This is a genomic window from Mediterraneibacter glycyrrhizinilyticus, from assembly GCF_015560805.1.
Classification (GTDB): Bacteria; Bacillota; Clostridia; order Lachnospirales; family Lachnospiraceae; genus Schaedlerella; species Schaedlerella glycyrrhizinilytica_A.
Window position 1 is genome coordinate 13,278 of record NZ_JADMSO010000001.1, and the last position, 15,097, is coordinate 28,374.

Annotated in this window: 12 protein-coding genes; 9 read left to right on the top strand and 3 right to left on the bottom strand. The window is 47.1% G+C overall.

Annotation, left to right across the window (positions count from 1 at the left end):
• The first annotated feature begins 45 nt into the window (after positions 1 to 45).
• The 9 genes from I2H87_RS00080 (at position 46) to I2H87_RS00120 (ending at position 10,925) form a co-directional block, all read left to right on the top strand.
• The gene (locus I2H87_RS00080; protein WP_195609052.1) at positions 46 to 1,371 is read left to right on the top strand and encodes an RNA-binding domain-containing protein; all 1,326 of its coding nucleotides are present in this window, start codon (positions 46 to 48) and stop codon (positions 1,369 to 1,371) included.
• Positions 1,372 to 1,421: 50 nt separating this feature from the next.
• Positions 1,422 to 2,420, top strand: a complete 999-nt coding sequence (locus I2H87_RS00085; protein WP_195609053.1) for a sensor histidine kinase — start codon at positions 1,422 to 1,424, stop codon at positions 2,418 to 2,420.
• 138 nt (positions 2,421 to 2,558) lie between these two features.
• Positions 2,559 to 3,323 carry an ABC transporter ATP-binding protein gene (locus tag I2H87_RS00090; RefSeq protein WP_195609054.1) on the top strand — a complete coding sequence of 255 codons (765 nt, stop codon included), beginning with the start codon at positions 2,559 to 2,561 and terminating at the stop codon, positions 3,321 to 3,323.
• Positions 3,320 to 5,401: an ABC transporter permease gene (locus I2H87_RS00095; protein WP_195609055.1), complete on the top strand. Its 2,082-nt coding sequence runs from the start codon at positions 3,320 to 3,322 to the stop codon at positions 5,399 to 5,401. The genes I2H87_RS00090 and I2H87_RS00095 overlap by 4 nt, the downstream gene beginning before the upstream one ends.
• 175 nt (positions 5,402 to 5,576) lie before the next feature.
• Positions 5,577 to 7,475, top strand: a complete 1,899-nt coding sequence (locus tag I2H87_RS00100; RefSeq protein ID WP_195609056.1) for a BglG family transcription antiterminator — start codon at positions 5,577 to 5,579, stop codon at positions 7,473 to 7,475.
• A gap of 109 nt (positions 7,476 to 7,584) precedes the next feature.
• A complete protein-coding gene (locus I2H87_RS00105) occupies positions 7,585 to 7,884 on the top strand; it encodes a PTS sugar transporter subunit IIB (RefSeq protein ID WP_022152063.1) in 300 nt (99 codons plus the stop codon).
• Between the two features lie 37 nt (positions 7,885 to 7,921).
• Positions 7,922 to 8,188: an HPr family phosphocarrier protein gene (locus I2H87_RS00110; protein WP_054704045.1), complete on the top strand. Its 267-nt coding sequence runs from the start codon at positions 7,922 to 7,924 to the stop codon at positions 8,186 to 8,188.
• 45 nt (positions 8,189 to 8,233) lie between these two features.
• Positions 8,234 to 9,856, top strand: coding sequence for a phosphoenolpyruvate--protein phosphotransferase (ptsP, locus tag I2H87_RS00115; RefSeq protein WP_120170986.1), 1,623 nt, complete (start codon positions 8,234 to 8,236; stop codon positions 9,854 to 9,856).
• Positions 9,857 to 10,139: 283 nt separating this feature from the next.
• The gene (locus I2H87_RS00120) at positions 10,140 to 10,925 is read left to right on the top strand and encodes a NifB/NifX family molybdenum-iron cluster-binding protein (RefSeq protein WP_009267504.1); all 786 of its coding nucleotides are present in this window, start codon (positions 10,140 to 10,142) and stop codon (positions 10,923 to 10,925) included.
• 122 nt (positions 10,926 to 11,047) lie between these two features.
• Here I2H87_RS00120 and I2H87_RS00125 read toward each other — a convergent pair whose 3' ends face one another.
• Genes I2H87_RS00125 through I2H87_RS00135 form a run of 3 tightly spaced genes read right to left on the bottom strand, consistent with a single transcriptional unit; the run spans position 11,048 to position 14,958 of the window.
• The gene (locus I2H87_RS00125; RefSeq protein WP_195609057.1) at positions 11,048 to 13,630 is read right to left on the bottom strand and encodes a YfhO family protein; all 2,583 of its coding nucleotides are present in this window, start codon (positions 13,628 to 13,630) and stop codon (positions 11,048 to 11,050) included.
• On the bottom strand, positions 13,581 to 14,576 hold the full coding sequence (locus tag I2H87_RS00130; protein ID WP_120170988.1) for a glycosyltransferase family 2 protein: 996 nt from the start codon (positions 14,574 to 14,576) through the stop codon (positions 13,581 to 13,583). The genes I2H87_RS00125 and I2H87_RS00130 overlap by 50 nt, the downstream gene beginning before the upstream one ends.
• A complete protein-coding gene (locus tag I2H87_RS00135; RefSeq protein WP_009267501.1) occupies positions 14,539 to 14,958 on the bottom strand; it encodes a GtrA family protein in 420 nt (139 codons plus the stop codon). Before I2H87_RS00135 ends, I2H87_RS00130 begins: the two co-directional genes overlap by 38 nt.
• Positions 14,959 to 15,097: the final 139 nt, after the last annotated feature.

Sequence of the window (15,097 nt, forward strand, 5' to 3'; positions counted from 1 at the left end):
AAAGAATAGAATATGGGTAGAATATTTTGAGGGGGAGGCGATCAGATGAATTTTCAAGAAAGCGAAACCGTGGAATTGAAATCTATTGTAGTGGATGATATAAAGAAAGAGATTATAGCGTTTGCTAATTGTGAAGGTGGGATATTGTATATTGGGGTTCAGTATGACGGTATGGTGCTTGGCGTGGATGATCCGGATGAAACTGCTTTGCAGATCAGCAACATGGTTCGGGATGCGATCAAACCGGATCTCACGATGTTTCTGCATTATGAAACGATTGATGTAGATGAAAAAAAGATTGTCGCGGTTTCCGTACAACAGGGAACAGAGCGCCCCTATTATATTGCGAAAAAAGGACTTCGCCCCGAGGGTGTTTATGTTCGGCAAGGATATTCATCGGTGCCTGCAACGAATACGGTGATCCGATACATGATCAAAGAAACCGATGGAGATCATTTTGAGGAAAGGCGGTCTTTGGAACAGAATTTGACTTTTGAAGCGGCAGAAAAAGAGTTTTCCGAGCGGGATATTTTATTTGGAACGGCGCAGATGAAAACATTGGGAATCATGACACAAGATGGAGTTTATACCAATTTAGGACTTTTATTGTCGGATCAATGTGTGCATACAATCAAAGCGGCAGTTTTTGAGGGAACGACTCAAAATGAGTTTAAAGACCGAAAAGAATTTTCCGGTTCACTGTTTCGGCAAATGGAAGATGTATATGAATATATTGATTTTCGTAATCAAATGCATTCAACATTTCAAAAATTACGCCGGATCGATCAAAGGGATTATCCGGAAACCGCTGTCAGAGAAGCGCTGCTGAACTTGCTTGTACATCGTGAATATTCATTTCGGGCGAGCACATTTATCAGTATTTATACCGATCGGATTGAGTTTACATCAATCGGAGGTTTGGTAAATGGCGTGACATTAAAGGACGTATTGATGGGGATTTCCGTATGCAGGAATGTGAAATTAGCAAATGTATTTTATCGTTTGGAACTAATTGAAGCATATGGGACGGGAATGCGAAAAATCCAGGAATCTTATGCCGGAACCGGAAAGGAACCGAAGATCGAAGTCTCAGACAATGCGTTTAAGATTGTACTTCCTAATTTGAATTTATGTACGCAACAAAAGGATATGAATATGGAAAATACGACAGAAAGTCTGCGGGAGAATGTTGTGATCAATCTGGCAAAAGAGTTGGGAACTTTTACACGAAAAGATCTGGAAAAGCGATTAGATATCAGTCAGACATCGTGTGGACGGCTGATAAAACAGATGATAGAAAGCGGAGAGATCGTTCAGGTGGGAAAAGGAAGAAGTACACGTTATCAGCTTGTACGGCAGAATAAAATGTAACAGAGGGCGAAATCTTTTCATCGTGACGAAATTCGGCAGGGGGTATTTGGTTGAGTAGAGAGCAGTTTTTTAAGATTTATCTGCGGCAGAGCCGGAAAGGTATCGGGATCTTTTTCCTGTTTTGTGCCGTTTTTCTTTGTATTTTTCTTTTGTATGATTTGCCGGCAGGCGCGGTTGTATATCCGGCTTTGATCTGTTCGGTACTTGGCGCGGGTGTTTTGGTGCGTGGTTACTACAGTGCGTATCAAAAACATCGGGAACTGGACAGGATTGCACAACTGTCTTCTGAATTGATGGAACATTTTCCGGAAAAGAGAACGGCGGCGGATTGGGATTATCAGGAGGTGATCGGACACCTCCGTGAAGAGCAGAGCAGTCTGAAGAATCAGTTGGATATGCGTTATACCGACATGATGGAATATTATACGGTCTGGGTGCATCAGATCAAGACTCCGATCGCATCCATGCGTCTGATGCTACAGAATGAGGATTCCGATCAGGCGAGACGGCTTTCGGAGGAGCTGTCGAGGATCGAGCAGTATGTGGAAATGGTGCTTGTATATCTGCGTCTGGATTCCGAATCGAAAGATCATGTATTTCGTAAATGTGATCTGGATCAGATCGTGCGCGGAGAAGTGAAGAAATTTGCGGGACAGTTTATCCGGAGAAAGATCGGGCTGCGGTATGAACCGCTTGGCTGTGAAGTGTTGACGGATGAGAAATGGCTGGCGTTTGTCGTGGAGCAGGTGATCTCCAATGCGCTGAAATATACCGAAGAGGGGGAGATCACGATCACATTGGAGGAACCGAAGACGCTCTGTATCCGGGATACCGGGATCGGGATCGCTCCGGAAGATCTGCCGCGTATTTTTGAAAAGGGATATACCGGATACAATGGACGCGCCGATAAAAAAGCAAGCGGTATCGGCCTCTATCTTTGCCGGCGGATCTGCACACAGCTCGGACATCGGATCTGGGCGGAATCTGCGCCCGGCGTTGGAACTGTGATCAAGATCGATCTGGAACGGGAAGAATTACAGGTGGAATAGCATTGGCACGAAAAAGTTCTTACACAAATGTAAGAAATGAGATGGGAAATGTAAGCGGATTCGATGGAGCTGCATTTCCCGTTTCTGCTATACTGGGTAACGTAAGAAGAACAAGGATGACAGGAGGATGAAAAAAGAATGAGTATTCTGGAAGTAAATGGATTGAAGAAAGTATATACAACCCGGTTTGGCGGAAATAAAGTGGAAGCGCTCCGAAACGTGAATTTTTCCGTGGAGGAGGGAGAGTATGTCGCGATCATGGGGGAGTCGGGAAGCGGAAAGACAACGCTTTTAAACATTCTCGCGGCGCTTGACAGACCGACCGGGGGAACCGTGCAGTTGGACGGAAAGAATCTTGCGTCGATCAAAGATTCGGCGATCGCATCATTTCGGCGGGAACACCTTGGATTTGTATTTCAGGATTTTAATCTGTTAGATACATTTTCATTGGAGGACAATATTTATCTGCCGCTTGTACTGGCGGGAAAACAGTATCAGGAAATGCACTCCCGACTGGAACCGTTGGCGAAGAAACTGGGGATCATATCGCTTCTGAAGAAATATCCGTACGAGGTATCGGGAGGACAGAAGCAGCGCGCGGCAGTGGCGCGGGCGCTGATCACGGATCCGCGTCTGGTGCTGGCAGACGAACCGACCGGAGCGTTGGATTCCCGGGCAACCGACGAACTGCTCCGTCTGTTCAATACGATCAATGAGGACGGACAGACGATTTTGATGGTCACACATTCGGTGAAAGCGGCAAGCCATGCAGGACGGGTGTTATTCATCAAAGACGGAGAAGTGTATCATCAGATCTACCGTGGCGACAGTACGGAGGAACAGATGTACCAGAAAATCTCCGACACGCTGACCGTGCTGACGACCGGAGGTGAGAACCGATGAAAATGACATTTTATCCAAAGATGGCGTGGATGGGGATTCGGAAAAACAGCCGGATGTACGTTCCGTATCTGCTGACCTGCGCGGGAATGATCGCGATGTACTATATCATGGCATTTCTGGCATTCAGCAATGTGCTGTTAAAGGTAGAGGGCGGAGAAATTTTAAATTCGATCATGGGACTTGGCAGTATTGTGATCGGAGTGTTCGCACTGATCTTCTTATTTTACACAAACTCTTTTTTGATCCGGAGAAGAAAAAAGGAGTTCGGTCTTTATAACATTTTAGGCATGGGAAAAGCGAATCTGGCGCATGTACTGATCTGGGAAAATGTGATGAGTTTTCTGATCTCGCTTGGAGGCGGACTGACGGTCGGCATATTGCTGTCCAAATTTTCGGAACTTTGTCTTTTGAAGCTGGTGCATATGGAGACGGGATTTTCCATGCAGATTGACTGGGAAGCATTATGCAGGACAGTGACGTTGTTTGCGGTTATTTTCCTGCTGCTTTTACTCAATGCGCTGCGTCAGGTACGTCTGGCAAATCCGATCGAGCTTCTGCACAGCGAGCAGGTCGGTGAAAAACCGCCGAGGGCGAATTGGATCCTGGCGATCGCAGGGGCGGTGATTCTGGCAGGGGCGTATTACATCGCAGTTTCCATTGAGGATCCGATCACGGCGATGCTCTGGTTCTTCGTGGCGGTCGTAATGGTGATCATCGCAACGTATCTGCTGTTTATTGCCGGTTCGGTGACATTGTGCCGGATTCTGCAGAGAAAGAAGAAATATTATTATAAGACACAGCATTTTATTTCGGTATCTTCGATGATGTACCGGATGAAACGGAACGGAGCGGGACTTGCGTCAATCTGCATCCTCGGAACAATGGTGCTTGTTATGCTTTCCTCTACGATCTGTATGTATGTGGGAGCGGAGGACGCTCTCCGGGGACAGTATCCGAGAAATATCAATATTACAGTGGCAACTTATGATCAGGCAGGATTGGAGAGTGGGATCTGTGAAGACCTGACAGGGCAGGCCGAAGACGCGGCGAAAGCTTTGGGACAAAAACCGGAAAATGTGATCGATTACAAGACGGCAGCGATCGCAGGATCGATCAACGAGGGGCAGATCAGCCTTTCCAAGACAACATTGGAGCAGTATCAGGTAGATAGTTATTCCGATCTGTGGCAGTTCTTTGTTGTGTCACTGGATCAATATAACCGCGTGATGGGAACAAAAGAGACATTAAAAGAAGATGAGGCGATGATCTGCACGATAAAGGCGGACTACAAAGAAGATACGATCGCAGTGGAGGGCGGAAAGACTTACAAGATCAAAAAAGAAGTGGAGCAGTTTGTACCGCTTGCCAGCGATGCGATGTCGATCTTTGCGTCGATGTTTTTGATCGTGCCGGATTTTGACGCGTGGACACAGGAGACGGAAGCGCTGCTTGCGGCAATCCCGCCGGAAGAATTTTCGCTGATGCTGGATCGGAAAATCCAGTATTGCTGGATTTACGGTTATGATTTGGACTGTGAGGATGAAATACAGAATCAGATCATTGCCGGACTGAAAAATTCGATCGAGACGTATAAAGGACAACATCCGGGAACAAACGGGGAAGTATTCGAGATCTATTCCGGCGGTGTGGCGACGGCAAGGGAATCGTTTTACACATTGTACGGCGGAATCTTTTTCCTTGGCATCATGCTCGGAATCGTCTTTGTGTTTGCGGCTGTTTTGATCGTGTACTACAAGCAGATCTCGGAGGGATATGAAGATCAGTCCCGGTTTGAGATCATGCAGAAAGTCGGAATGACAAAACGGGAAATCCGAAAGAGTATCAATTCACAGATGCTGACGGTATTTTTCCTGCCGCTGGTGACGGCAGGCGTTCATCTGGCGTTTGCTTTCCCGCTGATCTACAAATTGATCCAGTTATTCGGGATCGACAATCTGCAGCTTTTGATCTGTGCGGCGGGCATCTGCTTCGTGATCTTCGGTCTGTTCTATGTCCTTGTATACCGGCTGACATCAGAGGCTTATTACTCGATCGTGAGCGGTGCGAGAGAGCGGTGATCTACTCGGTGACGGAAAAGAATAAAAGCAATGACGGCGCGCCAAATCCGTGATATAATTTTTCCGGATGGCGGGTTCGAGCGTATAAAACCACTTTGTGTCTGCACATAAGTGGTTTTATACGTTTGTGGACATACTGACTGAAAAGAGTCGGATCGGCACAGGAGGTGAGCGCGTGTTAAGTTCCAGAGACCACAGGATCCTGCGGTTATTATCGAAAAGAGAATATACGACAGCGGCGAGTCTGGCGGAAGAACTGGAGATCGGTGTGAAAACTGTGCGGACACGGATCAAGGAGATGAACCCGGAGATTCGCAAAAGCGGTGTGGAGATCCTCTCAAAGCCCCGGTATGGATATTATATCGTAAGCAGTACGCCCGGAGGGCTCGAGAGACTTTTAGAAGAGAACGGCGGCGAGGAAAAGAAGATTCCCGAGACCGGAGCAGAGCGCGTCAATTATCTTCTGGCATATCTGCTCAATCAAAAAGAATATGTGAAAGCGGAAAATTTGTGCGAATTTTTGTATATTTCCAGAGGAACTTTGACGGCGGCGCTGCGGGAAGTGGAAAAAACCTATCAGCAGTATGGTCTTGCGTTGGAAAAGAAACCGGGATATGGAATGAAAGTGACCGGAACGGAATTTCAGATCCGGCAGTGCATGACCGAACTTTTTGTGAAGCATGACGGATTGGAGGGAATCGGAAGTACGCGGCGGGCGGATAAAATGCGTCTGCTCGGACAGCTCGTATACGAATGCGTAAGAAGTTATGATGTGACGCTGTCGGAAAGCGGATATCATGATTTTGTGGAACATCTGTATGTGGCGCTCCGCAGGATCTGGAGAGGATGTCTGGTGGAGGAGCAGGAAGTGGATTTTCTCGGAAGCAGAGAGATCGGATTTGCGGAAGAGTTGTCGAAACGGATCGAAGAAGCGCTGGGAATCCGTATCCCAAGCTGTGAGCGGACGTATTTTGCTTTGCAGCTGGCCGGGAAAAGCGGAATCTCCGTCCCGGATTCCGGAAAGGAATGTGCGGAAAATGACAGAACGAACCGTGAGATGGAGCGGCTGATTGACCGGATGCTCGATATGGTGAATCAGGAATTCGGTGTGGATCTGCGTGGAAACCGGGAGCTTCGACGGGCGCTTTTGCGACATATGATCCCGTTTGCGATCCGGATGCGCTATCAGATCGGACAGCATAATCCCATGCTCTCAGAGATCAAAGAGCATTACATCTTTGCGTATACGATCGCGTCGCAGGCAGCGGGGATCTTGCGGGAATATTTTAAGGCGGAGATTTCCGATGATGAGATCGGAGAACTGGCAGAGATTTTTGAACTGGCATTGGAACAGCGGGAAGCGGCGAAACGGAAGTTTTCGATTTTGATCGTGTGCGCGTCGGGGGCGAGCAGTTCCCAGCTGTTAAAATATAAATACAGCCGGGAGTTCCGGGAGAATATCGATCAGATTTATGTGTGCAACCGGTATGAACTGGCAGGGTTCGATTTTGCAAAAGTAGATTATGTATTTACGACGGTCCCGCTGGAAATGCCTGTGCCTGTTCCGGTATTGGAAGTCAGTTCCTTTTTGAAAGAGGGGGATGTGGCTGCGGTTCGGGGATTGTTTGAGCGTGAGAGCAGGGATTGTCTGGACGAATATTATCAAAGAGAGTTGTTTTTCCCGGGCATTGCCGGAGAAAGCCGGGAGGAAGTGTTGAACAATCTGTGTGAATGTGTACGGGAGAAGCAGGGGCTTCCGGAAGATTTTTATGGATCGGTGATCCGGAGAGAGCAGATTTCACCGACAGATTACGGCGGTCTGGTGGCGATTCCCCATCCGGATCAGGTATACAGCGCGCGGACGTTCGCTGCGGTGGCAGTGCTTCAAAAACCGGTATGGTGGTCACGGAATGAAGTACAGGTTGTGATCCTGACCGTGGTCGGAAGCGAGGAAGATCCGAAACTGGAGAAATTCTATGAGGCGACGACAGATCTGATCCTGCGTCCGGGGGATATCAGGTATCTCGTGGAACATCCGGACTATGATACGTTTTTGCGGATGCTGAGGAAATGAGGAGTTATAATTTTTGCCAGATTGAATGTGCCCTTTTTTGGGCTGGAGATGCAGTGGGAAATATGTTACTATAAACCTAAGCTGCGAGGGCTTGGAAAGGGGCGGCAAGATGAAACGGATTGTACTGATCTGTATGAGCGGACTGTCGACGAATCTTCTTGTAAATAAGATGAAGCGGACGGCAAAGGAGCGCGGGATCGAAGCGGAGATCTGCGCGATGTCGGAACTTGCTTTTACACGTTATGAAAAACCGACGGACGTTTTGCTTCTCGGACCGCAGGTTTCGTTTCGGTTGGAAGAGATGAAGCAGAAGCTTTGTCCGGCAGGTGTACGGGTCGCGCTGATCGAACCGGAGACCTTTGCAAGGATGGATGCGGAAGCTGTATTGCAGCAGGCGATGGAAGCATAAACAGGATATTTTAAGATAATTAAAGGAGGAAAATCAAATGAAACAGTTTAAGTATGTGATCACAGACGAGGTAGGACTTCACGCAAGACCGGCAGGACTTCTTGCAAAGAAAGCAAAAGAGATGAAAGGCGCAGACGTGACAGTGACGGTATCCTGCAACGGAAAAAGCGCGGACGCTACAAAACTGATGGCGATCATGGGCATGGGCGTAAAGAAAGATATGGAAGTAGAAGTAACCGTAGAGGGCGGAGACGAGGAAGCTGCGGCAGCAGAGATGGAAGCATTCTTCAAAGAGAATTTATAATTTCGTTTTTATAATTTCATTTAGCAGAGGAACAGGAGAGAGGCAATGGAAGTCATTCAGGGAAAATCCATTTTCGGCGGAATTGCGATCGGACCGATTTACTTTTTTACAAAAGAACAGAAACAGGTAAAGCGTACAAAGATCGAGGATGCCGCGGCGGAGATCAAACGTTACGAAGATGCGTGCGAGGCGGCAAAAGAACAGTTGGGAGAGCTTTATGAGAAAGCGCTCAAAGAAGTTGGCGAATCCGGCGCGCAGATTTTTGAAGTACATCAGATGATGCTGGAAGATGATGATTACAATGATTCGGTAAAAAGTATCATTGAGACACAGATGGTAAATGCAGAATATGCCGTCGCAACAACGGGAGATAATTTTGCGGCGATGTTCGCGGCGATGGAAGATGAATATTTTCAGGCGAGAGCCGTTGACATGAAAGATATTTCCGAGCGGGTGATCGATGTCCTGATGGGAATCGGAGAGGCGAAGAGCTGGGACGAGCCGTCGATCATCGTGGCGGAAGATCTGGCGCCGAGCGAGACCGTTCAGTTTGATAAGAGTAAACTTCTTGGGTTTGTGACGAAGCTTGGCTCTTCCAATTCCCACACTGCGATCCTGGCAAGAACGATGAATATTCCGGCACTGATCCAGATAGACATTCAGGAAGAATGGAATGGGAAAATGGCAGTGATCGACGGATTCAGCGGAGAATTTTATATTGATCCGGAACCGGAGATTTTGGAAAAATATCAGGCAAAAAAAGAAGAGCAGGAGGCACACAGACGTCTTCTTGCAGAGCAAAAAGGAAAACCGACGGTCACAAAGGGCGGAAAGGCGATCAAATTGTTTGCCAATATCGGTTCTGTGTCCGATCTTCCGGCAGCGATGAGCAATGACGCCGGCGGAATCGGTCTGTTTCGGAGCGAATTTCTGTATTTGGAAAGCGAGACTTATCCGACAGAAGATGAACAGTTTAAGGCTTATAAGATGGTAGCGGAGACAATGGCGGGAAAAAAAGTCATTATCCGTACGCTTGACATCGGTGCAGATAAACAGGTTGATTATTTTGACCTGGATAAGGAAGAGAATCCGGCGATGGGACTTCGGGCGATCCGTATCTGCCTGACAAGACCGGAGATCTTTAAGACGCAGCTTCGGGCGCTTTTGCGTGCAAGCGCATATGGAAATATTGCCGTGATGTATCCGATGATCATTTCTGTCGAGGAAGTGCGGCAGATCAAAGCGATCATGGAGGATGTGAAGAAAGAACTCGACGACGCCGGCATCGCATACGGCAATGTGGAGCAGGGTATCATGATCGAGACGCCGGCAGCAGCCATAATCAGCGATCTGCTCGCGAAAGAAGTTGATTTCTTCAGTATCGGAACCAATGACCTGACACAGTATACATTGGCGATCGACCGTCAGAACGCAAAGCTGGACGAGTTCTATGATCCGCATCATGAGGCGGTACTGCGTATGATCGAGATGGTTGTAGATAACGCGCATAAGGCAGGGATCTGGGCAGGAATCTGCGGAGAACTGGGTGCAGATATGGAACTGACCGAGCGCTTTCTGGCAATGGGCGTAGACGAACTGTCCGTTTCACCGACATTTATCTATCCGGTGAGACAGATCATCCGTGAATACGATGGACCGACAAAATAAAGAAACTTAAGGCAGATCGTAAGATTTTGAGAAGATCAAAGTCTTACGGTCTGTTTTTGTTGTGCGTCTGCATGTATAGCGTCAGTGTACAAGGGGGACGTATTTTCCCTTGTACATTGACACTATGTTGGTGGAAAGAAGAACGGGAAGAAGAAAATGAATTTTATTATTGACATATGCTAATAACAGGAGTATTATAAAAATAAAGTTAGCATATGCCAATAACGATGTAGCTTTTTGATGCATTATTTGGTGGTTTATTTTCAGACAGGGAGGAGCAAGGATGCCGAGAGCCGAGAAGAAAAGACGGGTATGCCGTATGCCGAAGAGTATTCATTTTTATGCGGCAGGAGCGGAAAAAGAGCATGGAATTACGATGACCGTGGAAGAATATGAGACGATCCGTCTGATCGACCATCTGGCATTTACACAGGAAGCGTGTGCGGCGCGCATGCAGGTGAGCAGAGCGACGGTGCAGATGATCTACGCGGGAGCCAGAAAGAAGCTGGCGCGGTTTCTGATCGAGGGGATCCCCCTTCAGATCGACGGTGGAGATTACATTTTGTGTAGCACTCCCGGCAGTTGTGAAGACTGCAAAGAATATGGGAGAGAGCGTCAAAAAAGCATATGCGAGACAGAAAATAAGAAAAAGGAGAATCAGATCATGAAAATTGCGGTAACGTATGAAAACGGACAGATATTTCAGCATTTTGGACACACAAAACAGTTTAAAGTATACGAAGTGGAAGACGGAAAGATCGTAAAATCCGAGATCGTTGACACAGAGGGACAGGGACATGGCGCGTTGGCAGGATTCTTGTTCAATGGCGGTGTAGACGTACTGATCTGCGGAGGAATCGGCGGCGGTGCCAGAAATGCACTTGCAGAAGCGAACATCCGGCTTTACCCGGGCGCACAGGGAGACGCAGATGCACAGGTAGAATCTTTTATCGCCGGAACATTGAACTACGATCCGGATACCGTATGCAGCCATCATGAGCATCACGATCATGAGGGCGGAGACTGCGGTCATCATGGAGATGGATGCGGACATCACTGTGGAGAATAGGAAGAGAAAGAAATAATTTTTGCTGAGGAAAAATAATGGAAAGTAGGGTACAGCCGACGGGGTTCCGTAAGCTGTGCCCTTTCTCTCATACTCCAACAGGCGTATCTTGTCTTGTGGCAATTTCAAGCGCGGGAAAATGTAACTCTCCTGCTTCGGCTGATCCCGATCCAGAGCAGGATGCCCAGAACCGACAGTATCTTCCCGATTTTCAATCCGGGGGCATGATACACGATCCGAACGTCGTGCGTTTCGTTCTCCGACGGTGTTGGTTCTGGAGCGATTGTTTCAGATGATACTTTTTCCGACGATACTCTGTCCAATGACACCCCGAGAAACGCGGTGTTTACTTTTTCATTTTCTATAAGCTGCCCGTCGACGTACACTTCAAAGCTTTTATCATATGGAATGGAAGTGATCAAATATCCGCTGCTTTCTGTATTTATTGTACCGGCGATCACGTTTCCCGTTGTCTTTTCTTCATCCGGGAAAAATTCACCCTCACAAAGAATTTCTCTACCGATTTCATCTGTATTATTTCCGGGATGCCACATATAACTTTGCAGATCGGAAATCTTATAGGAGCCGCCGCCCCAGACGATCCGGATGGAATCCTGCCCCTCCTGTAATGGAACTGCGTAGGTAAACAGCTCGTTTTCATTGTAATAAATATGCTCTTCGGAAGTTAATTTATTGCGGATTCCCTCGACCCACACGGACACATCCCGGGATGGCTTCAGATTTTTTACGCGAAACTGCAGGAACAGGATATCCCCGTCTTGCGCTTGTGGAATGGAAATATTTTTCCGGATGTTTTTCTTTGTTTGGATCTTGGGCTCCAGTGGCAAAGCAAGAGTCTGTATATGTGCCGCCTGTTCCTGTATCAGATCTTCTGCAGTGACATCCGAATCGTTTTTGGTCACCGCGTAAGATAAAAATGCAGTCTGATTGTACGGGAACGGAAGCTTTTCATATTCTTTCTGTGAAATGGTCCGCCGAGTTGTGTAGACGATTGGAAGAGCCTCTTTGTTTTCGTAGATGCTCACTGCGTTTTTTTCCGCGTTGTAGGCTGTGACTTTTTCATATCCCGCAACCGGTTCAGCAGAGAGCACATATTTCACACCCATCAGATTTTGAAAAAAAGGATTTTTTGCCTGTGCCTGCATCAGGAGATTGCGGTAGGGCTGATCGACGCCGAATATATTTTGACGGAAATTCTGATAATCTTTGTTGTAGGCGGAGGAATAGAGCGAGGAACTATATTGATCCGTTGACCAGATACGGTTTAAATTGGCAGCATTTTCCGTATCCGTTCCAAGCTGTTCCGTCCGGTAAAATCCGTTTTCACTGTCTAACACCTGTTCCGCTGTCTTTTTGATGTTTTTATCTGTTACCTGATGATAAAAAGCCGCATCCAACATATGATCCGCTCGGATCTGATAGACAGTTCCGAACAAAATCAGAAAGCCGATCGGAATGATAACGATCAGTTTTTCTATGTGTTTCCAATAGAAAAAGAGGGCGCACAACAACATCACTATCGCATCCGCAATGAGAAAACAGCGAAGCGACTGCTTATTTTCGTTGAGCTGTCCAAACGATACGATTCCAAGCGTTATTACATAAGGAACGACCCCTTGAAAAAACGGGATCTCCAGATGTCTTTGTTTTTCCAGATAGATTGCGGTCAGGTAACAAAGAAGCGGAATCATCGGGATCAGTACTTTTCCGCGGATATAGAGACCGCCGTTCAATATATATAGAAAGAACGGGATCGAGATCACAAGGATACAGACAATATGGATGTATTTTTCCCGCCATGTACGGTAAGTAAGTCCGGTCAGAAGTACTGTGATCACAAGTGTGGTAAGCCCGATGCCGTACGGATGGTAGAGAACGCGCAGCAGGTCGGAGTCGGGAAGAAATAAAGACGCAAATGAGAGCGCCGTTTCTTCTGTCTGAGTCCCCTGTGACCGAGTTCCCTGTATCAGCGTCAGCGCCGTCGGTACGAGGAGAAATCCGCTCATCAGCACAGCGCTCAGAATCGGCAGACAGAACTTGATTCCGTCCGGTAAAAAACTGCGGCACGTCACTTTTTGAGAGGAATAAGCCTGTGATTGCGGTAGCGTTCTGTCTGCGGGAGACGCTTGCACCGTCAAATAACGGTAAATCCCATAAAGTATTAGGACGAGGATCCCGCCGATACTGAAATAAAAACTGGTCATGATCATAAGAAAAACACTGACCGTAAACAAACCGCTCTTTTTTCGGTAAAAATACCGGTCGACTCCGAGCAGTCCGAGAAGAAGAAACGGCATATAATTGACAAACATGGTCTGATTGTAGGAATGAAAGATCAAAGGTCCTGATAAAAGGAATAAAAGCGAAGTCAGGCAGGCATTGCCTTTCGAGACGTCATTTTGGCGGAGCCATTTAAAAAAAAGCAGGACGTCCGCGAGCAGGCAGAGGAGACTGACCGCGATCATATAGTCGCTCATTTTCAAAAAGGGCAGGAAGTAGGACGGCAGGATCAGCGGACTGTAAAGTCCGTAATAGGAAAAGTTGTAAATATTCTGTCCGCCGCCGATATTTGCCGCAAATTCAGGGAAGAGCTGCCCTGTGTCATAAAACTGCTGTCTGAAATATTCCGGCAGCACGCTATGCTGACTGATCCAGTCCACATTTGCTCCAAATACTTTCCCGAACATGCGCGGCTCCTTTCTCTTTTTCACTGCTGTCCTTTATAATATAGATCGGGCGGTGTTTCGTCTCCAGATAAGTTTTGGAGAGATATTGCCCGACGATCCCGGTGCAAAGAAGCTGGATCCCTCCGACAAAAAAGATGATGCATGCAAGAGACGGCCAGCCGGAAACCGGATCTCCCCAGATCAGCGTACGAAAAATGATCACGCCGATCATAAGAAAGGAGAGAATACAAAATGCAATTCCCATGACCGAGGCAAAGGAAAGCGGCGCCACGGAGAAACCGGTGATCCCCTCCAGAGAATAACAAAATAATTTCTTCATCGACCATTTTGTTTCTCCGGCGGAACGTTCATGGTTTTCAAATTCCAGCCATTTTGTGCGGAATCCGACCCATTCAAAAATACCTTTTGAAAAACGGTTGTATTCGCTCATAGAAAGCACGGCGTCCACCATGTTCCGTTTCATCAGACGGTAATCTCTCGCACCGTTTACGATCTCGGTTTTGGAGAGCCGGTTGATCACGTTATAGAAACTCTTCGACAAAAAGGAGCGGATTTTCGGCTCTCCGGTTCTCGTGGATCGCTTTGTGGCAACGCTGTCATAGCCTTCTTCTTCCAAAATGCGATACATTTTCGGCAGAAGCGCCGGGGGATCCTGCAGATCCACATCCATGATCGCCACATAATCTCCGTCGGCATTTTGAAGTCCGGCATAAATCGCCGCTTCTTTTCCGAAATTTCTTGAGAAAGACAGATAATGGCATCTTCCATCCAGCTCATGCAGATCTTTCATGACCGAAAGCGTCCGGTCTGTGGAACCGTCGTCGACGAATAACAATTCGATTTCAGTCTCTTTCATTTGTTTCATGATCTTTGACATTTCTTTATAATAAATGGGAAGCGCGTCTTCCTCATTCAGACATGGTATGATCACGGTTATTTTCTTCATTGAGATGTCCTCCTTTGAACACATAACATTTACTTATCACATAATTCATAGCGATGATCACAGCCTGCAGCAAAATCTTCGCCGCAATATCCGGGACAGACAACATGGTCAATATCTGCATTCCGAATACTTCCACGGCAAGAGAGACTCCGCGCATTCCTGTAAACCGCAGAAATTCTTTCCACACTGATCCGGAGTCGTCTGCGCGGAATACAAATTTTTTATTCACGATAAATGCGAATAAGATCGCGGTGATGATCGAGAGGATGTTCGCCGCCTGCATTCTCATGTCCAGACCATATCGCAGAATGCCGAATATAGAGAGATTGACAAGTGTTGTACCGATTCCGCCGATCAGGTAACGGATCATTTCATATTGCATTTTTCTCACCTCGCTTTGAGTAGTCTAACAAACATATCTTAAGTTTACCCAAAATGAAACTTTAAGAATCCTTAAGTTTGCGTTCAGCGGGCAGGATATTTGTTATAATAAAGAGCAGACAACGACGGAAGATGGCAGG